Origin of the sequence: Bacillus cereus group sp. MG4 (assembly GCF_040460055.1) — a bacterium.
In the GTDB taxonomy this organism is placed as follows: Bacteria; Bacillota; Bacilli; order Bacillales; family Bacillaceae_G; genus Bacillus_A; species Bacillus_A wiedmannii.
In genome coordinates this window covers 3935001-3960706 of record NZ_JARVGZ010000001.1, presented here as the reverse complement: position 1 = coordinate 3960706, position 25706 = coordinate 3935001, and the positions used below count along the sequence as shown (strand labels likewise).

Genomic DNA, 25706 nt, shown 5'->3' with positions numbered 1-25706 from the left:
TCCCCCTTATAATTTTGGTTTCTTTAAAGAATAAGCGATGTTCTGTACAAGCAGAATACCATCTTGGACTCCCTCGATAATAACTTCAGTTCCTTGTGAAATATCTTTCTTTCCAACTGTTTTAGCTAGGATTGCATTGTTTCCAAATTGGGAGGAAATTAATACTTCACCAAACCCTTCTGTAGGAATAGTCGTAATGACCTCTCCCTTACAACCAATAAATTCATCCATACGCTGCACAGTGTTTTGTTCTGCTTCTGCAATCGGCTTTAAAATTAATATTTTCATTATGAAAACACCAATAAAGGATATAGCAAATGCAGACCCGAAAATAAGAATGCTATTAAAGGAAAATAAATATTCTCCTATATAACTAAGTCCACATAACATGGCGAAAAAACTAAGTAATAAAGTAACAACGGATACAGATCCGCCTCCAAAACTAAATATGGATTCAAATATATCTCCAAAAAAGATATAAATAACAGTGAGTATAGTAGCAATAATAAATCCGTATAAATAAATTGTTTCAAGTGGATAACCAAACAAAGCCATTTCTTATCCCCCTCTCTTAAACAATCCCTTTTTTGTTATGTGTATGCCCCACCTCTTTCAAAGATTATAGTTCTTAATTTTCAGTTATTTAACCTTTAAAGAAAAGCCTGTATGACAGGCCCCTAAAAAAGAACAGGAGAAACCTATTGTGACAGGCTCCTCCTAGTAAATAACCGATATATTATATATCTATATAATATACTATTTTCCACAAAAAGTAAAGTTAAACATACATTGGAAAAGCACTTATTTTACTGATAATTCGTACGTTCCATCGACATTATCATATTTATATACATACAAATAATACTTACCTGGTTTTGCATTAAATTTTGCCTCTATATGATTTCCATCAGCTTGACCGTAAGCGGCATAATTTTGCATATCTGATTCATGGTGAAGCACCCATGTCATCCCGATTCCATACTCATTTAAAACGGAAATATCGATATTTTTCGTTGATGCTACATTAAATGTATAAACATCGGTGTGATCTCCGCCGATAAGGCTACCTTTTATAGTAGTGTTTAGCCCGATACGATTTGCTTCCTCTGGACGATTATTTGGTTCTAATTCTGTTAAACTTCCATCTTTAATCGTAACAGTGGTTTCGTTTCTGCTCTCTTTACCTTTATCATCTTTTACTCTTAAACGCTACTTTATAAATTCCTTCTCTTTCATATGCATGTATTGGATTAACTTCTGCACTTGTGCTGCCATCTCCAAATTCCCATAAATAAGAAACAATTTTTCCATCTTCATCATTTGAGCCATCACTTTTAAATTGAATTCCTTCTTTTACAAGCCCATTATAAGGTCCATTTATATTAACCGTTGGAGCTTTATTTTCTCCATCATCTTTTGCGATACCGTGGAAAACTACATCATATTCAAATTCATTTGAACTATTCACACGATAATTGACAAAGTATGCTGTAACAGTTTTGTAGCCACTCCATTCTTTTTGCGCCAGTTGTTCTAGTGCTTCATTTACTCGTTTACTCATTTCGTTCCAGTCTTCGGATTCACCTTTTGTTACACTACCTGTAAATGTGCCTTCTAATGTAAATGTATTAAAGAATTGGGAGCTATGTTTTGTCATTTTTGCCTCTTTCATTGGCAACGTATCACTAATTTCTTTCTCTACTGCTGTTAACGATTTTGGTGCATGTTCAGCTAAATAATCATCTGCTACTTCCGGTACATTATATTTATCTTGATTATCAATTAGCTGTTGCATATACTCTTGATACTCTTTATTTAGTTTAGAATCTTTACTTAAATTCTCACGATAGGCATCATAATTTTTCACGTCATTTGCACGAATTAAATCTTGAATTTTATCAAATGTTTCAAATTGATGTGTATATAAATAAGATTGCAATGCGAACGAGTAATTATAGAAATCCCAAGAACCATATTTAGCAAATAATGTGCGCTCTGCTGTATAACGGCTTGCAGGATCAGATGATAATCCACTAATGATGCTCTTTCTCGGTACTACATTATTTGTACGAGTAGATCCTGCGAAAAATTCTGCATTTCCTTCTTGGAACCAAGTTAATCTCTCATTTTGATACATATCTCCTCTTCCAAATAAACCTGGCACTTCAAATCTCCCTTGAAGATAATGAGTAAACTCATGACGGAATAACTCTTCTAAACTATAAATACTTTGTTCTGGCGTACGCTCATATGTAAAGAATGTACCTGTTTCTTCTATATAAATGCCACCGTTGTTTGTTTCATATCCATACAGTTGTCTGTTTAACTGATATTCGTCTGGAGTATTATAGATTACTATCGTTAATACGTCGTCTGCATTACCTGGCTCTAATGCCTTGTCATTCCCAATTACACGATGATACTGTGCTTTTACTTCCTTTGCAGCCCAGTATAGTCTCTTAATTTTTTCTTCTGATACTTTATCTCCTGTTTTAAATACGATAGATCCATCGTCGAATGTATACGTTTTTGGTAAGTACTGTTCTTTTCCTTCTTTACGTATCGTCTCTAAATCTACCGTATTACCGCTATAATCTTTTCCGTTATAATTTGTCGTAATTTGTTCTACTGCAACAAAATACGGCTCACTTAAACGCGGATACATATGCATTGCTTGTGTAACAACCTCTAAACCTTTATTTGGATTACTATGAAACTTCCCTAAACGACTAGCAAAATAAATTCCATTATTAACGAGCCACTTATTTTCTGGTGTTACTTCATTTAAAAGAGCAATACGATTTATTTCATTAATAAATCCATCTATTTTCCCGTACCACATTGTATCTTTTGCCTCTTTACGAGTTTCAAATAAATAAGATTGCATATCATAATCAATACCTTGCATCATATCGTATACAGCTTGTCCTTTCATACGATCGTCTACATACGTATGAAGATTATCATTGTATTGTTTTAAAATATTCGATGCGTATTGAACCGTTTCCACATCACTTGAAGCATTACTAATTAATTTACCGTATGCAGATACGACTGCATCTTGCTCATATGTACCAAGCTTAAAGTTTGGATTGGTTGCAATTGCTTTTAAAGCGGGTAAACATTTATCCTGGAAGCTTCTCTCATTTAAATCGCTTAATTCATTATTGTAAAATGCGAGATAAAAAGCTGAACGTAACACTTCCGTAAACGTTTGAATTCCTTTTGAATCATCTTTCGTAAATGTACTACCTCGGTGAGCTAATTCATCTATAACCGCTTGCATTTTCCCTTTGTCCTTATAAAAAGCCTTTGCATCTTCATTGAACTGGAATAAGTCTGTAATTTGATTCCATTTAATACTTCCTAGCGTTTCAACCAATTCTTGATTATTCATTTTGTTTAAATCAGCCATTGAATAGCTTTCTTTAATTTGCTTTACTTCTGAGCTCTTCATAATAGATGCTGGTCGCTGTGAAAAGTCTCCTACTTTTAAACGTTCTTGAAACGATAATGTTTCCTCTGCTTTAGAGACATGTCCAATCTCATCTACTGGTTTTTCAATCCCAACTGGTTTCGAATGCAATACATTGTATGGCACCTTTTCTTCTGCTGATACATTCGTTTGAATTGCTCCTAACGATAGCGCCATTGTACTAATACTAAGCATCACTTTATTAATCTTTGATTTCTTGTTCATATCATTGCCCCCTATTTATATATTCCCTTGAAGAATTTAACATAAAATCCGGATACAACAATATAAAATGCAATATTTCATATTATTTCTTCCTATATTTTGTACATATCGTGAACAGGCTTACCTTTATCTAACCTCCAATAATTATGAATCCATAGCGATTAAACTGTCCTTTTACACAAGATAAAAATCGAATTTTTTGACAATTAATCTTTTAATTGTTATAGTTAATATAATTGTTAACTTTATTAAACAAAGGTGGGATTCTATGATAAAAAAAGAAAACAGTGTATTTTATATCTCCATCTTGCTAACAACATTATTCATCATATGGGGAGTTACCCCGGCAAGTTGGATACAAGGCTATGATTTACAAAGTGTTACATCTTCCTTAAACTCATTTATCCTCAATAAATTTGGATGGTTTTACTCTCTACTTATGACCGCAATGATTATTTTAGCCACTTATTTAGCATTTTCTAAGTACGGTTCTATTCGTCTTGGTAAAGATGGAGAAAAACCACAGTATAGTTATCCATCTTGGCTATCCATGTTGTTTGGAGCAGGAATGGGAATTGGCCTCCTCTTTTATGGAATCACTGAACCGATTTCACATTTTACAGATCCATTAACAGGAAACGCAGGTACAGAGGAAAGCGCCAAACTCGCTATGCAATATTCATTTTTCCACTGGGGACTCTTTCCTTGGTCACTATACGCAATGGTTGCTTTAACAATTGCATATTTCACATTCCGCAAACAAAAAGGTAGCACAATTGGGGCTACAGTTACTCCATTATTTAATCGATCGAAAAATTCTCCTATCGGAAAAACAGTCGATATTTTGGCTGTTTTAGCCACAGTATTCGGTATTGTGCCATCTGTTGGGATTGGTGCTCAACAAATCGCCGGAGGATTAAGCTATTTATTCCCTTCTATTCATAACACTGTACTTACACAGCTCGTACTTATCGCCATCTTCGCTGTTTTATATTTAACAAGTGCACAAACAGGCTTAGATCGTGGGATTAAATATTTGAGTAACTTAAATTTCTCTCTTGCAGGTATATTACTCGTCTCCTTTTTACTTTTAGGACCAACTGTATTTATTATGAAATATTTCACATCTACACTCGGTTCTTATATCGGAGCTTTACCTAGTATGGGATTAAATTTAGGAGCATTTAATGAAAAATCTTCTTCTTGGATTGAAAACTGGACTATTTTCTATTGGGGATGGTGGATCTCTTGGTCTCCATTCGTCGGTACATTCATCGCTCGTATTTCTAAAGGGCGCACAATAAAAGAATTTATTATTGGAGTTGTATTAGTCCCAACTCTTATCTGTACATTTTGGTTTGCAGTATTTGGCGGTACCGCTATCCATATGGAAATGTTCCAATCGATTGGCATAGCTGATGAAATCGCAAAAAATGGTACAGAGATTGGATTATTTGCTGTTATTTCACACCTACCGTTCTCTACATTTTTAACAATTATCGGATTAATTTTAGTAGCCACATTTTTCGTTACTTCTGCTGACTCGGCAACATTTGTTGTTTCAATGCAAACGAGTAACGGAAGCTTATCACCGAAAAATAGTTTAAAACTTATATGGGGATTAACAATCGCCATAATTGCTGCTATTTTATTACAAGCTGGAGGATTAAATGCACTGCAAATAGCAGCTATAATTGCTGCGCTACCATTTTCTATCGTAGTCGTTCTTATGGTCATTTCGCTCTTTAAGGAGCTTCGAAAAGAAGATGTTAATTTACAAGCAAAAGAAGTTCCGCAAAAAATAAAGAAGGTTATGTAACGATTAGCACCTCTCCTAAAGAAGAATTCTGTCCTCCGATTAGTCCTGAATCCATTATTACTGAGGGCTGCAAAATAAATTAAATAAAACCCATTCGTATGAAATATAATTTTCATACGAATGGGTTTTTACTCTATTATATAGTGTTGTAAACATGCCTTCTCCTCAAAACCTACTTTCTTGTACAACTTCATCGCACCATCATTATTCGTATTCAAACATAGTTCTATCTCTCTCATCCCTTGAAAGGAGAAAATATACTGAATTGCCCCTTGTAATAAGCGCTCTCCAACACCTTTTCTTCTACTATTTTCAGTCGTTGCAATAAATTCGATATTCGCTTCTTGAAACTCCGGATTTACTTCAACATATACGTAACCTTCTAACTTATCATTCTTCATACTTACAAATAATTTATTCGTATCACTTAAACGTTCGATAATTTCAATTCCTTCATAATATGTATTAGGAAAAACATTATTGTGTAAAGCGATAAACTGCTCAAATACTTTTGGTAAAGCTTCTTCTATATTACATATAACATGTTGTCCCGCAATATTATTTAAAATGAGAATACTATGTTGATCTTGTTCTTTAGCATGTAAATCCTTCATTAAGCGGGCACAATTATTATTTTCCACATGATAAAAACCATAAAATTTTTCAATACGAAAAGGCACCTTTTCTATAAGTTCCTTCCACATATGTAAAGCAACTTCTTCCCAATTCTCTGCAATAATAAATGGCCCCCATATTTCTGCACATTTTCTTACTTCATCCACATCAAACCCTAATACACCAATTATTTTATTCTCCTCATAAGTAACAGCAAAGGATTGTTCCCAGCCTATATCAGAAAAATCATGAAGAATTGTCTGTAACAACTCCTCTTTCTCATCTCCACAATAACCAACATGATGAGTAGCATCTTTATTCATATTTGCAATAAATGATGCAATTTCTTCACTCTTTAAAATAGAACTAATGTACATACCATCTCCTCCTTCTCTAATATATTTACACTTTTTCCATTCATATCCTTCTAACATAAAAAAGACGTTATCATAAGCACATTTCTAAATGAAATTGCTATGACAACATCTTTTTAAAAAATAATATAATAAGATAAAACGTTATTTATTTTTTAAATATTTTTTTCTAAACACAAACATACTAAGTGCAGATAAAACTAATACTAGACCACCAAATAAAGATACATTATTTTCTTGTCCACCTGTTGCCGCTAAAGTTTTTTTACTTTCTTCTTTCTTACTATTAACTTCTTTATCTGACACATCTTCTTTCGCTTCTTCCTGTGCTTGTACCGCTTCGTTCTTTTGAACAGTAGCCGTTCCTAATTCATCTGAGTCCTCTTTTTGTTTCTCAATGCTTGCTTCTATTTCCGACTTACTGGGTTCTTCATTTACTTTTTCTACTTCGTCTTTCGGCTTTTCTTTTACCTCGTCTTTCGTTTTTTCAACTTCTTTCGTTGGCTCTTTTTCTTCTTCTTTTACCTCTTCAACTTCTTTTGTTGGCTCTTTTTCTTCTTCTTTTACCTCTTCAACTTCTTTTGTTGGTTCTTTTATTTCTTCTTTTACCTCTTCAACTTCTTTTGTTGGTTCTTTTATTTCTTCTTTCTGTATTAATTTTTCTACTATATTCTGCATGACGATGCCACTATATAATATGCCAGTCTCATAATGATCTGCATCTAAATCAAATTCATATATTTTTTCTCCTAGAGTGCTCCAAATAATTCCCTCATCAGTAAGCATTCCACCTGCACTCTTTAGCGTAATCTTTTCAATTCGCTCTCCTTCTAAATCATATACAGGAATTTTTACTTCCTTATTTATTTCTGCATCATCTAAAATGACCTTTTGTCTTCTAACATCAATTGTTCCCCACTGACCTAATTGTATTAACGGCCTTACATCACGAATCTCATTTCCAGCTAATTTTAAGCTAAGTAAGTCTAGCATGGAACCAAGAACCGATACATCTTTAATATGATTTTCCGCAAGATTTAACCACTGTAGATTTTTTAATGAAGATAGTGATGTTATATCTTCAATTTGATTATGAGATACATTCACATCGTTCAACTTTTGTAAGTTCGAGATAAATTCAATATTCTTCAAACCTATTCCTTCTAAAGTCAGTTTTTCTAAGTTCGTCATGTACTCTAAACCTGTTATATCTTTTATCTCTTTTCCCTTTTCTTTAAGTATCTCTAATTTTTTAATCTGTAATAAATCTTCTTTTGTGATAGGAGCATTTAAATTCCCTCTACCTAAATTCTCTTTATTAATATGTTGTCGTAAAGTTTTATCGAGAATTACATTTTCTATTTGTTCATTCTCCTCTTTTATTGTTTCCTTTATTTCATCTAACCTTTCAACAACATTTTGAATTACTGTTCCATTAAACTTAATACGATTCTCTTCTGGCTTTATATCCAACATAAATTCGTATGTTTTTTCACCGGTAGTACCCCATTTAACAGAACCATTATTAACTATCCCATCTCCACTCTTTAATCGAATAGTATCAAGTGGCTCTCCTTGTAAATTATAGATAGGTATTTTAACTTCCTTATCTTTTTCTACATCATCTAAAAAGATTTTTTGTCTTTGAATATCGATATACATTCTCTTTCCTAACTCTTGAACCGGTCTAACATCACGAATTTCATTTGAACCTAGCTTTAAATCATATAAACCTGTTAATTGGCTAAGTGGCGTTATATCTGAAATATAGTTTTCTTCTAAATTCAGTGATTGTACAGTAGACATTCTCGATAAGGGGTCGATGTTTTCTAATTCATTTTTAGCAAGATCTAGCTCTACTAATTTTTTCATTGATGTAATATGTTCGATATTAGTAAGACCATTGTTACTTAAAGATAATTTCTTTACATTTTTTAATTGCTCAATCCCAGCAAGATTATCATTACTAATTTGATTATTTGCTACAGTCAAGGTCCTTAAAGATGTTACTGTAAATAATGGTTTAATATCTTTTATATAATTGCTACTTAAATCTAGCATTTTAATCTTCTTCATTTGACTTAATGAGCTTAAATCTGAAATTTTATTGTTTCTCAAGCTTAAACTCTCAATATGTTCTAATTCAGCCAAAGGTCCAATCTCTTTAAGTTCACCATAAGTTATACTTAATGATTTCAATTGTCTCAACTTCGAGATAAAATGTATATTTTCTAACTTAATTTCTTCCAACATTAAGTTTTCTAAGTTCGTCATATATTCCAAACCGCTTACGTCTTTTATTCCTTTACTTTTTGCCTCAACGACTATTAAAGATTTAACTTTTAGTAAATCTTCCTTAGTTATTGGAGTATTTAAATTCTCCCTATTCAAGTTATATTTATTAATATGCCTTTGTAATTGCTTATCTACAATTACATTTGCATCTTGTTGATCCACTTTATCCTCATTATTTTCCTTTTGTTCTTCTGGAACATTGTTTTCTAAATTCAATGCATGTACTTCAAACTGTACTTGATACTTATTATCATAAGCCATTGTCGGAATATAAATATGCATTTGCATATTATACCTCTTCCCTAATTCTCCTACTTCAAACTGAATCACTTTCTTTCCATTTTTCTTTTTATCTTCTGATATTACTTTTACATCATGGAACACACCTGGAGTATGAACATCCTCTGTTTTCAAGTATTGAAAGAAATCACTATCACTTAACGTGGCCGTTACAATTTTCTTTCCGTTCTCAATTGTTAATTTAGGATTTTTTATATAAACAGCTGCCATAGATTCTTCATTCGTTTTATCTTTGTATGCCTTAATAACAGCATCATATGTACCATCTTCTAAAGCATGTCCAGTTTTATTCGCCTCAATCGCTACGGCTGCTAAAGCAGGTGTTGAATAAACAGCGAACGGAAGTGATAACGCCGCCGCTATAACCATTGCATTTATATGTTTTCTTTTATTTCTTTTCAACTTTACATCTCCTCCAAAATATATAAATCAAAATGTAATCACATCTCGAGTAAATGATAATGATTTTCATTTTCAATGTCAACTAAAAAAATAAAAAGTAAACAAAAAATAACCCCTTTTTAAGGGGGTTATGCCATTTTTTCTCCGGATTCTTCTTTAAAAAAGCTCTTCATCGCATGGAATACGTCTGCTTTTTGCTTTAAAATATAATATCTAAAATTCTCATCTTTAATATTTTTATAGGCTGACATGAGGGTACTATGGCGGTTGTACTGGTTCACTTCCCCATATCCAAACATATTACACTTCTTCATTAACTCTTCGACAAGCTTTACACATCTAGCATTATCTGATGTTAAATTATCACCGTCTGAAAAATGGAATGGATAAATATTATAGCGGTCTGGTGAGTATTTATTATCAATTAGCTCGAGTGCTTTTTTATATACAGAAGAACATATCGTTCCGCCACTTTCTCCTTTTGAAAAAAACTCTTCCTCTGGAACTACTTTTGCCTCCGTATGATGGGCAATAAACTCAATATCTACTGTTTCATACTTCGTTCGTAGAAATCGTGTCATCCAGAAAAAGAAGCTACGTGCCATATATTTCTCCCATATTCCCATCGATCCACTCGTATCCATCATCGCTAATACAACAGCTTTTGAATCTGGCTTTAATACTTCATTCCAAGTACGGAACTTTAAATCTTCTTGGTGAATCGGATGAAAAGATGCTTTACCACGCATCGCATTTCGTTTATATGCGGATATCATCGTTCGTTTCTTATCGATATTTCCCCATAATCCAGTCTTTCTAATGTCATTAAATTCAACATGTTCAACCCGGTTTTCATCTATTTCTTTTCTCTTTAAATTAGGCAGCTCTAATTCTTTGAAAAACGCTTGCTCTAATTCTAAAATAGAGACTTCAGCTTCATAATAATCTTCTCCAGCCGCATCCCCTGCTCCTTGCCCTTTTCCTGGTCCTTTTTGCTTTTGACCACCTGATCCATCTCTCGCAACGACATCACCAACTTTGCTATCACCATTTCCTTGCCCAACGTGTTTGTTTTTATCATAATTGTACCTAATCTTATATTCATCTAAAGAACGAATCGGTATTTTTACAACATCCTTACCATTAGACATAACTATGCTTTCTTCTGTTACAAGATCGGGTAAATTATTCTTAATTGCCTCTTGTACTTTTTCTTGATGGCGTTGTTGGTCGTCATATCCTTTGCGATGGAGGGACCAGTTTTCCTGTGAAATCGTATAATTTGGTTGGTTTTCTTCACCCATTTCTTTCCCTCCTTACTGTAATTGTCTTCCCCTATGAACAGTAAGCTAGAAATTTTGTTTTATACTGTGCAAGCTAGAATGAAAGATAACTGCCCATCGAAATTCATCCCATAAACATATATAACGTTTTTCATATAATACTCCGAGCATCCTAAACAAAATTTTGCCACTCACATACTAGAAAGAAATATTCAGCCGTTGATAAGAAAGAAACACAATGCATAGTTGCACACATTTACACTTTGCAACATATTGTATTGTGTTGGCTTTTTTCGTATGAATGGTTGGTTACTCTATCATATGCATATTGTAAAAATAATTGACAATAAATTCATGAAATTGCATCTTAATTTATTACATTTGGACAAGGTATGACACTTTACACATATAAATGGATAATAAAACGCTGTCCCGCAAAATACAAGAGACAGCGTTTTGTTATCAAACTATCGGTTTAGCAGACTACCTACATAGCGTAATAATTCATTCGCAGATGAAGAATTATAGCCGTGCTCATCAATTAAGCGTGCAACAACATCATTGATTTTCTTAAGCTGATTTTCGTCTGGCGTTTTCGTTGATGTTGTAATTTTCACTATATCTTTTAAATCAGCAAATAGTTTTTTCTGAATCGCTTCGCGAAGACGCTCATGTGAATTATAATCAAAGCGTTTTCCTTTACGCGCATAAGCAGAAATGCGAATTAAAATTTCTTCACGGAATGCTTTCTTAGCATTTTCTGAAATTCCAATTTGCTCCTCAATTGAGCGCATTAGCTTTTCATCTGGACTCATTTCTTCACCTGTTAATGGATCACGTAATTTCGATTTATTGCAATATGCTTCAACGTTATCTAAGTAATTATCCATAAGTGTCTTCGCTGATTCTTCATATGAATACACGAATGCTTTTTGTACTTCTTTCTTCGCAATTTCATCATATTCTTTTCTCGCTAATGAGATGAAATTCATATAACGCTCTCGATCTTCATTACTAATTGACGGATGCTGATCCAACCCGTCTTTGAGCGATCTAAGTACATCTAATGCGTTAATAGATGGTACCTCTTTTCGAATAATTGTAGAGGAAATTCGGTTAATAACATAACGAGGGTCAATACCTCTCATACCCTCATCTTGATATTCACGTTGCAGCTCCTCTACATCAATCGCATTATAACCTTCTACCGTTTCTCCATCATATAAACGCATCTTTTTAATTAAATCAATATCTGGACGCTTCGGATCTTTTAAACGAGTTAAAATCGTAAACATTGCTGCAACGCGAAGTGTGTGCGGTGCAATATGCACATTGGATACATCACTTTCACGAATCATTTTTTCATAAATATGTTCTTCTTCACTCACTCGTAAATTGTATGGAACTGGCATTACAATAATTCTTGAGTGCAATGCTTCATTTTTCTTGTTTGCTATGAAGGAACGATACTCCGTTTCATTCGTATGCGCTACAATTAATTCATCTGCTGAAATAAGCGCAAATCTTCCCGCTTTGAAATTCCCTTCTTGCGTAAGCGATAATAAATGCCATAAAAACTTCTCGTCGCATTTTAGCATCTCTTGGAATTCCATCATCCCACGGTTTGCCTTATTCAATTCTCCATCGAAGCGATACGCTCGTGGATCTGATTCTGAACCATATTCTGCGATTGTTGAAAAGTCCAGACTACCTGTTAAATCGGCGATATCTTGTGATTTAGGATCAGACGGGCTAAATGTACCAATCCCTGTACGGCGATCTTCCGAGAAGAAAATACGCTCTACAACTACATCCTCAATTCTTGAACCATATTCTTGCTCTAGACGCATTACGTTTAGTGGCGATAAATTCCCTTCAATTCTAACTCCATACTCACCAAAGAAATCATCCCGTAAATGATGCGGAATTAAATGCAGTGGATCTTCATGCATTGGGCAGCCTTTAATTGCAAAAATTGCTCCTCGATCTGTTCGTGAATATGTTTCTAATCCTCGTTTCAACATCGTAACTAATGTTGATTTCCCTCCACTAACAGGACCCATTAATAATAAAATACGTTTTCTAACATCTAATCGTTTTGCAGATGGATGAAAATATTCCTCCACAAGACGTTCTAAAGCATCCTCTAATCCAAATAGCTGATTACTAAAGAAGTTATACTTTCTTCTACCATCTACTTCTTCGATTCCAGCATCTTTTATCATATTGTAAATGCGAGAGTGTGCTGTTTGAGCCACCCATGGTCTCTCCTTCACAAGCTCTAAATACTCCGCAAACGTACCTTCCCACTGTAACCGTTCTTCTGCTGCTCGATGCTGCTCAATCTTTTTTAGAATATCCATTATAGCTCCTCCCCCATCTCCTTGTTCAATCGGATTATTATAAAAGGTATGCTAGGATGTCCTTAAACATTCTTTAAATCAAAATGAAATATACAGTATTGCTATAAAATTCTCTCCAAAATTCAAAGAAAATTCTGTATAATATAGGTATTAAAGTTTTTACACCTCTATTCATTTTAAATAAATTCTTTTCTTCCAAGAACCTTACATACATTTTGATTCATATTTAAGATTCGTAAACTGAAAAATAGGAGGGATATTAGTATGAAATTATTATTAATTTTAGGTGTATCACTCACATTTCTTACAGCTATTTTCACATCTGGTTACAATGATAAACCCGGTACACATAAAAAGTGATGTGCTTCTTAGCACATCACTTTTTTTATCAATCATTTATAATACACATTTTCCACATCATATTTTGATAAAGGTCGGCTATAATAATAACCTTGCACAAACTTCACATTCTTGTCCTTCAAAAATTGTATTTGTTCCGCTTTTTCTACACCTTCTGCAATTACATTTAATTCCAAAGTATGAGCTAAATGAATAATTGCAGCTGTAATATTCGTATCACGTTCATCCACATGTATACCTTCCATAAAAGAACGATCGATTTTCAACGTATCAATTGGATACGTTTTTAAATAACTTAAAGATGAATATCCCGTCCCAAAATCATCTAAATGAATCTTTAAATTTTGTTCTTTTAATTGTAGCAATACCCTTTTCGATATGTCTTTATGCATAAGGGCTCCTTCTGTAACCTCTATCGCTAATAGATGCGCTGGTACATTGTACTTATGTAACGCCCGTGTAATCATCTCTATTAATGTAATCGAGCGAAAGTGCCTGGCTGAAATATTAACTGCAATCGGGACAACTTCATATCCTTTATTTAACCATTCACGTATTTGCCGACACACTTCATTTACTACCCATTCATCAAGCTTAATAATAAACCCTGTTCTTTCTGCTAGCGGAATAAATTGATTGGGAGAGACAAACCCCAATTCTTTATTCTCCCACCTTATTAAAGCTTCCATACTCGCTGTTTTTTTCGTTTCAATATTCATTTGTGGCTGATAATACAAGCAGAATTCATTTTTTTCTATAGCACGATGCAATTGGTTTTCTATTATAAATCTTTGTTCACGCTCACAATCTAATCCACTGCAATAAAAATGATAATGCCCTTTTCCTTTTTCTTTTGCTTTTTCCAAAGCAGCATCCACTCTTTGGAATAATATTTTTTCATCCTCTCCATCTGTTGGAGCCATTACAATTCCGATTGACGCACTTAAATAGACGTCCTCTTCTTCGATTACAAAATGTTCACTAATCTTTTTTAGTATGCTTTTTGCAACTATCTCTACACGTTCTTTTGTTATATTTTCTATTAACATAACAAATTGATCATCGTGTTCTCTAAATAAGTGCATACCGTCTATTTGAAAACTGCTTAAACATTCTGTAACTTTTTGTAATACTTTATCTCCTTCTTTATGACCAAAAGTATCATTAATAAGGTGAAATTCATCTAAATCTATAAAAACAAGCGCAAACTCTGTATTATCATTAAAAAAAACATTTAACTTATTTGCACATGAAATTCTATTCATTAATCCTGTTAATTGGTCATAATAAGCTAAATATTCTGTTCGCATTTCATTCAATACTTGCCTTGTAACATCCCTCGTAACAATATATACCCCAACAATTTCGGCGTTCACAATAATCGGAATAGTTCTCAAAGAAATATAGAGCTCGTACCCTTCTTTATGAACATATTTCTTTGAAACAATTTGTTTTGCCCTTCCTTGCAAGGCTCCTTTAAATATAATTTGAAAATCTTTTTCATATTCTTTATTAATAAATTCAAAAATAAATTTATTATGTAATTCTTCATATCGATATCCAAATATTTCATACGTTGCTGGATTTGCATATGTAATTCTACCTATAGAATCCATAGATATAATGGAGTCATTATTATATTCTAATAACGACTTAAACAACATTTGTTTTTCCTCTATCTCTGTCTTTTCCTCAATCTGAGCTGTGATATCCCTCGTAATACAAATAATAAACTGACATACTCCTTCTTCGTCGAATACAGGATTAAGCGAAGATTCATAATGTAACTCACCCTTTGGTAAACTAACTACATCACAAAAGGTATGTGCTTTCGCTTCGCTCGCTACTTTTGCATATTGCACTTGCAATATTTCCGCCGTATCTTCTGATAATACTTCAGCAAACGTTTTTCCATAACATTCTTCGCTTAGCTTCGCATAATCCATACCTATCTTATTTACATAAATATATTTAAAGGTTTCCTCATCCATAACTTTCACAATAAATACTAAATCTTGAATAGCATGTAATAGTCCTCTTCTTATTAAATCCATATCTATCATACTTAAAAAGGTATTTTGATTATTATATTGTTCCTTCATATTTATCTCAACCCGTCTAATCTATTTTTATTCATATATCCCATTCTATATGAATATGTACCCTTTTTTAAATGTATGATTACATATTATTTTTATTTTTAGAAAAAAAGTCGCCATATGGCGACTTTTAATAAACAATTTCTAAATCTAATCCCGGATAATTTTGTTGACGGAATGCTTCATAAATTAAAATAGCTGCTGTATTAGATAAATTTAATGAGCGCACTTTATCGGTCATTGGAATACGTAAACAATGATCGAAATTTTCTTCGATTACATTAGCTGGTAAGCCGTTTGTTTCTCTTCCAAATACAAAATAGTAATCCTTCTCACGTTTGCTATAATCAAATGCTGTATGAGCTTTCTCGCCATACTTTGTTAAATAGAAGAATTCACCGTCTTTATTTTTCTCATAAAATTCTTCAATTGAATCATAATACGTAACTTTCACGTGCTGCCAATAATCTAATCCTGCACGCTTTAACATTTTATCATCCGTTGAAAATCCAAGCGGTCTAATCAAATGTAATTCTGTTCCAGTTGCTGCACAAGTACGAGCAATATTCCCTGTATTTGCTGGAATTTCTGGTTGATATAAAACAACATGTACTCCCACGCGATATTCACCTCTGTTTTTTGTCTACTACGTATTATACCACTTGAGCGAAAAATCTCTACCCATTAATAATATGAAAGAATTTATACTTCATTTGTGGTGTATATTTACTAGAATCTTCATAGTTCCAATAACGCCGACGGCTATTCGCTGAATGTGCATTTACAAGTGGCATACCATCTGCGTCTTTTGCTACTACAATCGTCGTATGATTCCACCTACCATCATCCTCGAAATCATAAGCGATGACATCACCAAGAATAAGGTCCTCTGGCCTTTCTACCGCTTCAGCTCGAAGCCCTGTTGTAGCACCTGACAAATACCAATAAAAAGAGTGTGCGACAGCCCAGCTCCAACTCCACTGATTCTCCCTTTGCCACCATCCTTTGCGAATATTAGGATATCCATTCATTGGTACTTCTCCAGTATGAAGACATTGAGAAATAAAATTCGTACAATTATCAGGGAAATTACGATATACAGGGTTTCGATCATCCCACCAACGCTCTGCATATTTAACTGCCTCTAAACGGTTGTACTGATAAGAACCGTACTTCTCTTTTGTAACTTCCCTTTCTAACATCTCACTCATTCCAACTGCTTCTGGCACTTCAATAGCATAATCACCTATTACCCGGCTATTATTTAAACAAACTCTTCGTTTTAGTTGTTCCTCTTCGATATAAAATAATTCTTTATGCTTAATTAAATATTTAAAATGTATTTGATAATCAATTTCTTGATGATTGCTATTATTTAATTGTCTCATGAAAGAAACATCCGCAGTTGCTTTCACTATCTCTGCATTACGCTTTTGAAACAATTGTTTCTTTCTCTGTGCTATTTGTAATAAATCTTCAGCAATACCATCTACATTTGTTCGTTTCTCTGTTACATATGCTAAAAATTGTTGTACTTGCTTTTCAATATTTATTTTTACAACCATTTCGTCTCCCTCCCATATTACAATATGAAGAAGGGAGATATTATCTACTCTTTTTTCTGCGCTAACAATTCAAGTCCGCGATTCATTTCATGAAGAACCTCTTCATCTTTCTCACGTTGCATCGCTTTTTCAATAGCTTCGCCCACACCATCTCCACCAATTTTCCCAAGTGCCCATGCTGCTGTTCCGCGAAGTACCGGTCTTGGATCGTCTTTCATAACACCAATTAAATCTGGAATTGCTGATGCCTCTTTAAAATGCGCAAGTGCCAAAATTGCATTTCGTTGCAACGGCTTTTTACCTCTCCATGAACCAGACATAATTCCATATTTCTCTTTAAAATCACGATTGCTAATTGTTAAAAGTGGTGTTAATAACGGCTTAACTAACTCAGGATCTGGTTCCATCTCAGGATGATTATGAAAATCCATTCCTTTATTTTTCGGACAAACAGTCTGACATGTATCACATCCATAAATACGATTTCCTATTTTGTCACGGTATTCTTCCGGTAGGAATCCTTTCGTCTGTGTTAAAAATGCAATACATTTCTTCGAATCTAACTGTCCTCCTTGTATTAAAGCGCCTGTAGGACAAACATCAATACATTTTGTACAACTTCCACATTGATCTTCTATCGGCTGATCTGGTGGGAAGGGAACGTTTGTAATTATTTCTCCTAAATATACATACGAACCAAATTCAGGTGTAATAATAGCGCAATTCTTACCACTCCATCCAATACCGGCACGCTCCGAAACAGCTCGATCACTTAATTCACCCGTATCAACCATTGACTTAACTTCTATATCGGGAAGTTTTTCGATTAAATATGCTTCTAATTTTTGCAAACGATCTCGTAAAACAAGATGATAATCTTGTCCCCAAGAGGCACGACAAAAAATACCGCGGCGTTCTCCGCGCTTACTTAATGGTGCATTTTTTAATTTTGAAGGATACGCTAATGCAATCGCAATAATTGATTTTGCACCAGGTAGTAGAAGCTGTGGGTTCGTTCTCTTTTCTATATCAGACTCTTCAAATCCCGATTGATAATTTAATTGTTGTTGCTGGATTAACCTCTGCTTTAATTCCTCAAATGGTGAGGCACTAGCAAAGCCGATTTTATCTATACCAATTGTTTTACTATACGCAATGACATCTTGCTTTAATTGTTCAAAATCCATTCCTAATCGCCTCCTCAGATGAATCCACCCTTTATGTAACGTCTATATTAGTTAGCAATTCACTTTTGGAATACTATTCTTTACTTCTATTTTCGCATACAATTATCTTTTTCAAACATTAAAAAACGCAATGCCTCGTTTATCTTAGAAACGAAACACTGCGTTGATCACAATTTATAGAAAAACATTTAATAAAATTTGGAGCGGGTGAAGAGAATCGAACTCTCGACCAGAGCTTGGAAGGCTCTTGTTTTACCACTAAACTACACCCGCAAATATGAAATACATATAAGATATTAGAATAACTTATGTAAAGTAGTATAGCATGTAAAAAAAACGGAAGCAAGAATTTTATCGAAAAAAGTCGAAAAAGTGATGAGTATCTCATCACTTTTTCAATTCTTTATCAATTGCCTTCTTCATACTATCGAAATCAGGGTTTGCAAGATTTCCATTTATATATACTGAAGGAGCACCTTGAACTTTTAATTTTTGAGCACGATCTGAATCTTTACGTACTTTTTCTTTCATTTCTTTACTGTGTAAATCCTTCTTAAATTGTTCTACATCAACTTTCGGAAGCTTTTCTTTCACAATGTTAAGAAGTAATCCTTCTGTAATCCATTCTTCTGTGTCTTTCTTTTGACTTTGATAAATCTCATCATAGAAAATCCAGAATGAATCTTGATCTTGTTTATAAATTGCTTCACCAGCTGCTGCACCTAAATCAGAGTCTTTTCCGATAAATGGGAAGTTAATAAAATATAACTGCACTTTACCTTTATCAATATACTCTTCTTTTAATCGTGGTAATACTGTTACATCCCAAGTACGACAAGCCGGACATTTGAAGTCTCCAAATTCAACTACCTTAACCGGAGCATCATCTTTCCCTAAAGATTGTTGCGTGGAATAAGCAAACATCTCATTCCCTTTATCTTTTTTGTCATTTATGATGCTATACGCAATCGTTCCAATTACAATCAATACTGCAATGGAAAAAACTATACCAAGAGCCATGAGTTTGTTCGATGATTTCATATACATTCCTCTTTAAATTCATATTCTGTATACAGCATTGTACACAATACACATAATATCAATACTTACATATGCCACGCAATGAACACGCTCACATAAATTACAAAAACACAACAATTGTGACGATATTGTGTCACAATTTGTCACAATTTATTCAAAAAAGAAGCTCCTATGTAGGAACTTCCTTTAGCTTACTGCTTTTTCACGCGCATTATTTAACATCGACCGCTCTGTTTTTATATCATGACGAATTACTAATTTCTCACTAACAGCTTGCACATACTCATCATGATTGATATAGCCTTCTTTTTCCATTAATCTCAAAACTACATTCCGTCTCTCAACTGCTTTATCGTAATTTTGTGCTGGTGAGTAATAAGCGGGTGCCTTTACTACAGCAGCCATCATTGCACTTTCAGCCAACGTTAATTGGCTCACCTTTTTACCGAAGTAAAGGTTTGCTGCTTTTTCAATTCCCCATGCTCCTTCTCCGTAATAAATATTACTTACATACAATTTAAAAATTTCATCCTTCGTAAATGTACGTTCAATTTTTTTCGTATAGAAAATCTCTTTCCACTTACGAGAAAATGTACGTTCATTTGTTAAAAAAGCATTTTTGGATAACTGCTGTGTAATTGTGCTTCCACCTTGCACAACACCACCAGCCTTTATATTCTCAACAGACGCTCTGACAATCGCTATATAATCTAAACCATTATGATGATAAAACCTTTTATCTTCTGTCGCAATAAATGCATGTGTTAATGATTCTGGCACCTCTAACTTAGCCGGTACATGTAATTTACTAATATCACTTTGCTCGATCATTACATTTCCAATGAATAATAACGTACAACTTAACAATAATAATAAAATAATGGCTTTATAAAAGAATTTAGTCATTGGATTTAATGCAACTTTTTGATGATAGTTCACCCTAGATAATACTCGTTCTTTCATCTTGAACACCTCTTTTCCACACAGCGTATAACTCTTACTTTAAGAATACCTTGTTGTAAAAAAACATCCCATCGATTTCTCTTACACGTACCTTACATCATTGTAAGGTATAAAAAAGTATTGTATCACAGTCTTTTTTTATCTACTATTCATCTGAAATATTGAATATAGATTATGCTAAACCAATAGCAGAGTATACCTTAAGCCTATACTTCCCTATTAAAACACCCTATTTTCATTATATCATCTACAAATATATATATTTGTAAGTATCTAGTAATCTAAATGTATACAATATATCATACATTATACAGAACAAACGTTCTAAAAATCAACACTAGCACTATTATTATTTTGACCTTTTTCTTAAACAGTATACAAAAAAGAGTAGTGATTTGATTGTATCTCAAACCGCTACTCTTTTCTTTACAATCTACCTATTAAATTATATGGCTGCACTTCCCACGTTTCGTACGGAATACAATGTGTTGCTCTCATCGCATCAAGCGTTCTGGATTTCATATGAGGACGCGTTATGTACTCATCTATGTTCTCTTCATTTAAAGCAACAAATTTAGCCTCTTGTATTTCTTCAGGCTGAATTTGTATTTCACCGCTCACGTATGCCACTTTAAAAAACAACACCTAGAATGTGCATGGAAGCATTATAATAAACTCCTGTAATACCGATAGGCTTCACCGTTAATCCTGTTTCCTCTTTTATTTCCCTACAAACAGCTTGATCGAGCGCTTCTCCTTCTTCCACCTGTCCTCCCGGCAACTCCCACGTATCCGATCGCCAATGTACTTTAGCTAATAACACTTCGTCTTTTTCATTTGTTAAATAACCTGCTACAGCAACGATATGCTTTGGTGTTTTATGTTCCATATTAAGCCTCCTAGCAATAATGAATATTTCACATATCCCTATAAGCATCTTCCCTATCTAAAACAAAATACCTTTACTAATTCATCCTCTTAATTAACTTCATGAAAAAAAGCCCCTATCCGTTAAATGAACAGGGGCTTCTATCGTATTATTCTCCTAAGTCTACGTTGTGGTAAACTTGTTGCACATCTTCTAGATCTTCTAATGCATCAACCATTTTTTCAAATTGTACTTGAGCATCTTCAGGAAGTTCTACATCACTTTGTGCAAGCATTGTTAATTCTGCAACTGTGAATTCTTCAACACCAGCATCTTTAAGTGCAGATTGTACGGAATGGAATTGATCAGGTTCAGCATACACGATAACAGAATCTTCTTCTTCTAGAATGTCACGTGCATCAACATCTGCTTCCATTAAAATTTCAAGAACTTCATCTGATGTTTTACCTTCAAGACCGATAACAGCTGTCGCATCAAACATGTAAGATACAGAACCGTTTACACCCATGTTACCACTGTTTTTGCTAAATGCAGCTCGTACATCTGCTGCAGTACGGTTTACGTTATTTGTAAGTGTATCTACAATTACCATAGATCCGTTTGGTCCGAATCCTTCATAACGAAGCTCATCATAATTTTCTTCTGAACCGCCTTTTGCCTTTTCAACTGCACGATCAATAATTGTTCTTGGCACGTTGTATGTTTTCGCACGTTCTAATGCAACTCTAAGCGCTTGGTTTGATTCTGGATCTGGCTCGCCTTGTTTTGCTGCCACATAAATCTCACGTCCAAATTTCGCGTATATACGGCTTGTATTTGCATCTTTTGATGCTTTTTTTTCTTTAATATTATTCCATTTACGACCCATACTTTCCACTCTCTTTCCCGTTTTAAATCTACATAAAAATATTAATATGAAATATAATGTGTATTCAACACATTTTTAAAAGAAATATAAAAAGTTCATTTTTGATTCATATTACAGACATAATATAAATTACTATCATTTTGTTCTTTCGACAAGTTATATTATACATGAATTTCTACATTTATTACGAATTTTAGAAGCACATAGTATAATTTAACAAAAAAGACTCTAACAGAAATGTTAGAGTCTTTTTATATCGCCAATACATATTCCCATAATATTCCATAACCACTTTCTATTGTTGTATAATAAAACAGGAAAAAACTTGAAGAAAGATGGAGGGAGAATTATGACACATTCACATGAGAAAAAAGCACATGGTCTGAAAGGAATAGGAGAGAAGTTAAACCCAACTATCTATTAAGTGAGATTCATGAAATTAGATGAACCAATTCAATTTGAGTCGTTTCCTGAATTAAAGGAATTAGGAGGTTGGTTGAGTACTTCAACGCACATGTGGGCGTGCCACTCAACTATGTACAAGTACAACAAAGAAGAGTTTGAAAAGAGGTTTTTAGAAATTACAAACTTAACCGTTAATAATGTACTAATATCTACTGGTGCTGTCGGATTTAACTTCATGTCACCGGGGTGGAGAAATTCTCTCTAGATTGCTCGAAGGGAATATTGTATATACAATATTTTGCTGGAATTTTATAGAATACCACAATTAAAAGGATAAAAATGAATGTTTGTTTTTATCCTTTTAATGTTTCGCAGTTTACTCACCGTACACTTTTTGTGCTTATTTTGTCATGTAATGAAAAGAAAACACAAAAAAACTCTATACTAATTGTATAGAGTTTTTTACGCCGTTCATGATACCGATGGTCGGGGTCGAACCGACACTCCCGAAGGAACACGATTTTGAGTCGTGCGCGTCTGCCAATTCCGCCACATCGGCACAAAAGAAAGGCGGCAACCGGATTTGAACCGGTGGTAAAGGTTTTGCAGACCTCTGCCTTACCACTTGGCTATGCCGCCATGTTAAATTTTATTGGAGCGGAAGACGGGATTCGAACCCGCGACCCCAACCTTGGCAAGGTTGTATTCTACCACTGAACTACTTCCGCAAAAATGGCTGGGCTAGCTGGATTCGAACCAGCGCATGACGGAGTCAAAGTCCGTTGCCTTACCGCTTGGCTATAGCCCATCGAATTCTTACTTAATTATATGTAAGTATCAATTAGATTATTTGTAATTTTAAAAATAAAAATGGGGCGACTGATGGGAATCGAACCCACGAATGCCGGAGCCACAATCCGGTGCGTTAACCACTTCGCCACAACCGCCATGTTGTGTAAATATATTTGGCAGGGGCAGTAGGAATCGAACCCACACTGGAGGTTTTGGAGACCTCAGTTCTACCTTTAAACTATGCCCCTATGTAAATGGTGGAGGGGGGCAGATTCGAACTGCCGAACCCGAAGGAGCGGATTTACAGTCCGCCGCGTTTAGCCACTTCGCTACCCCTCCGAAACTTACATGGTGCCGGCTAGAGGACTTGAACCCCCAACCTACTGATTACAAGTCAGTTGCTCTACCAATTGAGCTAAGCCGGCGTATATTATTAAGATAAATGGTGGCTCGGGACGGAATCGAACCGCCGACACGAGGATTTTCAGTCCTCTGCTCTACCGACTGAGCTACCGAGCCTTATTAAAATGGCGGTCCCGACCGGGGTCGAACCGGCGATCTCCTGCGTGACAGGCAGGCATGTTAACCACTACACCACGGGACCATTTGGTTGCGGGGACAGGATTTGAACCTGCGACCTTCGGGTTATGAGCCCGACGAGCTACCGTGCTGCTCCACCCCGCGATAATACTATTCATATAATTTATATGGTGGAGGATGACGGGATCGAACCGCCGACCCCCTGCTTGTAAGGCAGGTGCTCTCCCAGCTGAGCTAATCCTCCAAAAGTGGTGACCCGTACGGGATTCGAACCCGTGTTACCGCCGTGAAAGGGCGGTGTCTTAACCACTTGACCAACGGGCCAAATATGATAAATCCTATGGCGGAGAGCAAGGGATTCGAACCCTTGATACGCTTGTGACGTATACACGATTTCCAATCGTGCTCCTTCGGCCAACTCGGACAGCTCTCCAATGGCTCCGCAGGTAGGAATCGAACCTACGACCGATCGGTTAACAGCCGATAGCTCTACCGCTGAGCTACTGCGGAATAATATTGCCTGGCAACGTCCTACTCTCACAGGGACAAGGTCCCAACTACCATCGGCGCTAGAGAGCTTAACTTCCGTGTTCGGTATGGGAACGGGTGTGACCTCTCTGCCATCATTACCAGACATTATTCTTTTGAGACAATCATTATTATAACTTATTTACTTTAAAAGTCAACAAGTTTTTTATGTTCTCTCAAAACTAGATAACATTTGCTACATATTATATGGTTAAATCCTCGATCTATTAGTATTCGTCAGCTCCACATGTCACCATGCTTCCACCTCGAACCTATCAACCTGATCATCTTTCAGGGATCTTACTAGCTTACGCTATGGGAAATCTCATCTTGAGGGGGGCTTCATGCTTAGATGCTTTCAGCACTTATCCCTTCCGCACATAGCTACCCAGCTATGCCCTTGGCAGAACAACTGGTACACCAGCGGTGCGTCCATCCCGGTCCTCTCGTACTAAGGACAGCTCCTCTCAAATTTCCTACGCCCACGACGGATAGGGACCGAACTGTCTCACGACGTTCTGAACCCAGCTCGCGTACCGCTTTAATGGGCGAACAGCCCAACCCTTGGGACCGACTACAGCCCCAGGATGCGATGAGCCGACATCGAGGTGCCAAACCTCCCCGTCGATGTGGACTCTTGGGGGAGATAAGCCTGTTATCCCCGGGGTAGCTTTTATCCGTTGAGCGATGGCCCTTCCATGCGGAACCACCGGATCACTAAGCCCGACTTTCGTCCCTGCTCGACTTGTAGGTCTCGCAGTCAAGCTCCCTTATGCCTTTGCACTCTACGAATGATTTCCAACCATTCTGAGGGAACCTTTGGGCGCCTCCGTTACACTTTAGGAGGCGACCGCCCCAGTCAAACTGCCCACCTGACACTGTCTCCCGGGTCGATAAGACCCGTAGGTTAGAATTTCAATACAGTCAGGGCGGTATCCCACCAGCGCCTCCACCGAAGCTAGCGCTCCGGTTTCAATGGCTCCCGCCTATCCTGTACAAACTGTACCAAAATTCAATATCAGGCTACAGTAAAGCTCCACGGGGTCTTTCCGTCCTGTCGCGGGTAACCTGCATCTTCACAGGTACTATAATTTCACCGAGTCTCTGGTTGAGACAGTGCCCAAATCGTTACACCTTTCGTGCGGGTCGGAACTTACCCGACAAGGAATTTCGCTACCTTAGGACCGTTATAGTTACGGCCGCCGTTTACTGGGGCTTCAGTTCAGAGCTTCGCTTACGCTAACCCCTCTCCTTAACCTTCCAGCACCGGGCAGGTGTCAGCCCCTATACTTCGCCTTACGGCTTCGCAGAGACCTGT

At 35.5% G+C, this 25706-nt stretch carries 13 protein-coding genes, 16 tRNA genes, 2 rRNA genes and 3 pseudogenes (1 of these 34 only partly in view); 2 read left to right on the top strand and 32 right to left on the bottom strand.

Translation table 11 applies throughout. The features are described from left to right. Window positions 1-6 precede the first annotated feature (6 nt). Window positions 7-555 carry an NfeD family protein gene (locus QCI41_RS20775; protein ID WP_353836799.1) on the bottom strand — a complete coding sequence of 183 codons (549 nt, stop codon included), beginning with the start codon at window positions 553-555 and terminating at the stop codon, window positions 7-9. A gap of 246 nt (window positions 556-801) precedes the next feature. Further along, window positions 802-3700, bottom strand: a pseudogene (gene colA / locus QCI41_RS20770) (collagenase ColA). A gap of 268 nt (window positions 3701-3968) precedes the next feature. Between colA and opuD the strand changes: the two are divergent. Next, window positions 3969-5519 carry a glycine betaine transporter OpuD gene (gene opuD, locus QCI41_RS20765; RefSeq protein ID WP_353836800.1) on the top strand — a complete coding sequence of 517 codons (1551 nt, stop codon included), beginning with the start codon at window positions 3969-3971 and terminating at the stop codon, window positions 5517-5519. A gap of 128 nt (window positions 5520-5647) precedes the next feature. Here the strand turns inward: opuD and QCI41_RS20760 are convergent, their stop codons facing one another. The 13 genes and pseudogenes from QCI41_RS20760 to QCI41_RS20700 form a co-directional block, all read right to left on the bottom strand. After that, complete coding sequence (locus tag QCI41_RS20760; protein ID WP_353836801.1) at window positions 5648-6511, bottom strand: GNAT family N-acetyltransferase; 864 nt, start codon at window positions 6509-6511, stop codon at window positions 5648-5650. Between the two features lie 141 nt (window positions 6512-6652). Next, on the bottom strand, window positions 6653-9505 hold the full coding sequence (locus QCI41_RS20755; protein WP_353836802.1) for a leucine-rich repeat domain-containing protein: 2853 nt from the start codon (window positions 9503-9505) through the stop codon (window positions 6653-6655). A 128-nt stretch (window positions 9506-9633) separates the two neighbouring features. Further along, on the bottom strand, window positions 9634-10809 hold the full coding sequence (gene yhbH / locus QCI41_RS20750) for a sporulation protein YhbH (RefSeq protein WP_353836803.1): 1176 nt from the start codon (window positions 10807-10809) through the stop codon (window positions 9634-9636). A 446-nt stretch (window positions 10810-11255) separates the two neighbouring features. Further along, on the bottom strand, window positions 11256-13151 hold the full coding sequence (locus tag QCI41_RS20745; protein WP_000353275.1) for a PrkA family serine protein kinase: 1896 nt from the start codon (window positions 13149-13151) through the stop codon (window positions 11256-11258). A gap of 392 nt (window positions 13152-13543) precedes the next feature. Then, window positions 13544-15613: a sensor domain-containing protein gene (locus QCI41_RS20740; protein ID WP_353836804.1), complete on the bottom strand. Its 2070-nt coding sequence runs from the start codon at window positions 15611-15613 to the stop codon at window positions 13544-13546. Between the two features lie 127 nt (window positions 15614-15740). Then, on the bottom strand, window positions 15741-16229 hold the full coding sequence (gene trmL / locus QCI41_RS20735) for a tRNA (uridine(34)/cytosine(34)/5-carboxymethylaminomethyluridine(34)-2'-O)-methyltransferase TrmL (RefSeq protein ID WP_000538149.1): 489 nt from the start codon (window positions 16227-16229) through the stop codon (window positions 15741-15743). A 58-nt stretch (window positions 16230-16287) separates the two neighbouring features. After that, on the bottom strand, window positions 16288-17175 hold the full coding sequence (locus QCI41_RS20730) for an amidase domain-containing protein (RefSeq protein ID WP_353836805.1): 888 nt from the start codon (window positions 17173-17175) through the stop codon (window positions 16288-16290). Window positions 17176-17219: 44 nt separating this feature from the next. Next, window positions 17220-18362: a tRNA epoxyqueuosine(34) reductase QueG gene (queG, locus tag QCI41_RS20725; RefSeq protein ID WP_048541846.1), complete on the bottom strand. Its 1143-nt coding sequence runs from the start codon at window positions 18360-18362 to the stop codon at window positions 17220-17222. Between the two features lie 199 nt (window positions 18363-18561). Continuing rightward, a tRNA-Gly gene (locus QCI41_RS20720) sits at window positions 18562-18635 on the bottom strand. A gap of 114 nt (window positions 18636-18749) precedes the next feature. Next, entirely contained in the window at window positions 18750-19403 is a 654-nt protein-coding gene (locus tag QCI41_RS20715) for a DsbA family protein (protein WP_353836806.1), read from the bottom strand. A 186-nt stretch (window positions 19404-19589) separates the two neighbouring features. Then, a complete protein-coding gene (locus QCI41_RS20710; protein WP_000664698.1) occupies window positions 19590-20366 on the bottom strand; it encodes a transglycosylase domain-containing protein in 777 nt (258 codons plus the stop codon). A gap of 426 nt (window positions 20367-20792) precedes the next feature. Further along, window positions 20793-21255: pseudogene (locus QCI41_RS20705) on the bottom strand (NUDIX hydrolase). A 148-nt stretch (window positions 21256-21403) separates the two neighbouring features. After that, the gene (locus QCI41_RS20700) at window positions 21404-22123 is read right to left on the bottom strand and encodes a YebC/PmpR family DNA-binding transcriptional regulator (protein ID WP_353836807.1); all 720 of its coding nucleotides are present in this window, start codon (window positions 22121-22123) and stop codon (window positions 21404-21406) included. Between the two features lie 349 nt (window positions 22124-22472). On the opposite strand from QCI41_RS20700, the pseudogene QCI41_RS20695 reads away from it, so the two are divergent. Next, window positions 22473-22793, top strand: a pseudogene (locus tag QCI41_RS20695) (DUF3884 family protein). Between the two features lie 212 nt (window positions 22794-23005). Here the strand turns inward: QCI41_RS20695 and QCI41_RS20690 are convergent. From QCI41_RS20690 to QCI41_RS20610, 17 genes are all read right to left on the bottom strand, one after another. Further along, window positions 23006-23087, bottom strand: a tRNA-Leu gene (locus QCI41_RS20690). A 9-nt stretch (window positions 23088-23096) separates the two neighbouring features. Then, window positions 23097-23167: transfer RNA gene (locus QCI41_RS20685), tRNA-Cys, on the bottom strand. Between the two features lie 14 nt (window positions 23168-23181). Further along, window positions 23182-23256, bottom strand: a tRNA-Gly gene (locus QCI41_RS20680). A gap of 5 nt (window positions 23257-23261) precedes the next feature. Further along, a tRNA-Gln gene (locus QCI41_RS20675) sits at window positions 23262-23336 on the bottom strand. 63 nt (window positions 23337-23399) lie between these two features. Then, a tRNA-His gene (locus tag QCI41_RS20670) sits at window positions 23400-23475 on the bottom strand. A gap of 19 nt (window positions 23476-23494) precedes the next feature. Next, window positions 23495-23568, bottom strand: a tRNA-Trp gene (locus QCI41_RS20665). 7 nt (window positions 23569-23575) lie between these two features. Beyond that, a tRNA-Tyr gene (locus tag QCI41_RS20660) sits at window positions 23576-23659 on the bottom strand. Window positions 23660-23669: 10 nt separating this feature from the next. After that, window positions 23670-23745, bottom strand: a tRNA-Thr gene (locus QCI41_RS20655). Between the two features lie 18 nt (window positions 23746-23763). Then, window positions 23764-23839 (bottom strand) — tRNA-Phe (locus tag QCI41_RS20650). 9 nt (window positions 23840-23848) lie between these two features. Then, window positions 23849-23924, bottom strand: a tRNA-Asp gene (locus QCI41_RS20645). Window positions 23925-23927: 3 nt separating this feature from the next. Beyond that, window positions 23928-24004 (bottom strand) — tRNA-Met (locus QCI41_RS20640). Window positions 24005-24028: 24 nt separating this feature from the next. Next, window positions 24029-24104 (bottom strand) — tRNA-Val (locus QCI41_RS20635). 5 nt (window positions 24105-24109) lie between these two features. Further along, window positions 24110-24184 (bottom strand) — tRNA-Glu (locus QCI41_RS20630). A 17-nt stretch (window positions 24185-24201) separates the two neighbouring features. Next, window positions 24202-24293: transfer RNA gene (locus QCI41_RS20625), tRNA-Ser, on the bottom strand. 2 nt (window positions 24294-24295) lie between these two features. Beyond that, window positions 24296-24370 (bottom strand) — tRNA-Asn (locus QCI41_RS20620). A gap of 8 nt (window positions 24371-24378) precedes the next feature. Then, a 5S ribosomal RNA gene (gene rrf, locus QCI41_RS20615) occupies window positions 24379-24494 on the bottom strand. Between the two features lie 101 nt (window positions 24495-24595). Continuing rightward, window positions 24596-25706 (bottom strand): 23S ribosomal RNA (locus QCI41_RS20610); it runs 1811 nt beyond the window's last position.

Excerpts from the sequence above, each read along its gene's own strand:
- QCI41_RS20775 (WP_353836799.1), bottom strand. The coding sequence starts at position 555 with ATGGCTTTGTTTGGTTATCCACTTGAAACAATTTATTTATACGGATTT.
- opuD (WP_353836800.1), top strand. The coding sequence starts at position 3,969 with ATGATAAAAAAAGAAAACAGTGTATTTTATATCTCCATCTTGCTAACA.
- QCI41_RS20760 (WP_353836801.1), bottom strand. The coding sequence starts at position 6,511 with ATGTACATTAGTTCTATTTTAAAGAGTGAAGAAATTGCATCATTTATT.
- yhbH (WP_353836803.1), bottom strand. The coding sequence starts at position 10,809 with ATGGGTGAAGAAAACCAACCAAATTATACGATTTCACAGGAAAACTGG.
- QCI41_RS20745 (WP_000353275.1), bottom strand. The coding sequence starts at position 13,151 with ATGGATATTCTAAAAAAGATTGAGCAGCATCGAGCAGCAGAAGAACGG.
- QCI41_RS20740 (WP_353836804.1), bottom strand. The coding sequence starts at position 15,613 with ATGAAGGAACAATATAATAATCAAAATACCTTTTTAAGTATGATAGAT.
- QCI41_RS20730 (WP_353836805.1), bottom strand. The coding sequence starts at position 17,175 with ATGGTTGTAAAAATAAATATTGAAAAGCAAGTACAACAATTTTTAGCA.
- queG (WP_048541846.1), bottom strand. The coding sequence starts at position 18,362 with ATGGATTTTGAACAATTAAAGCAAGATGTCATTGCGTATAGTAAAACA.
- QCI41_RS20715 (WP_353836806.1), bottom strand. The coding sequence starts at position 19,403 with ATGAAATCATCGAACAAACTCATGGCTCTTGGTATAGTTTTTTCCATT.
- QCI41_RS20710 (WP_000664698.1), bottom strand. The coding sequence starts at position 20,366 with ATGAAAGAACGAGTATTATCTAGGGTGAACTATCATCAAAAAGTTGCA.
- QCI41_RS20700 (WP_353836807.1), bottom strand. The coding sequence starts at position 22,123 with ATGGGTCGTAAATGGAATAATATTAAAGAAAAAAAAGCATCAAAAGAT.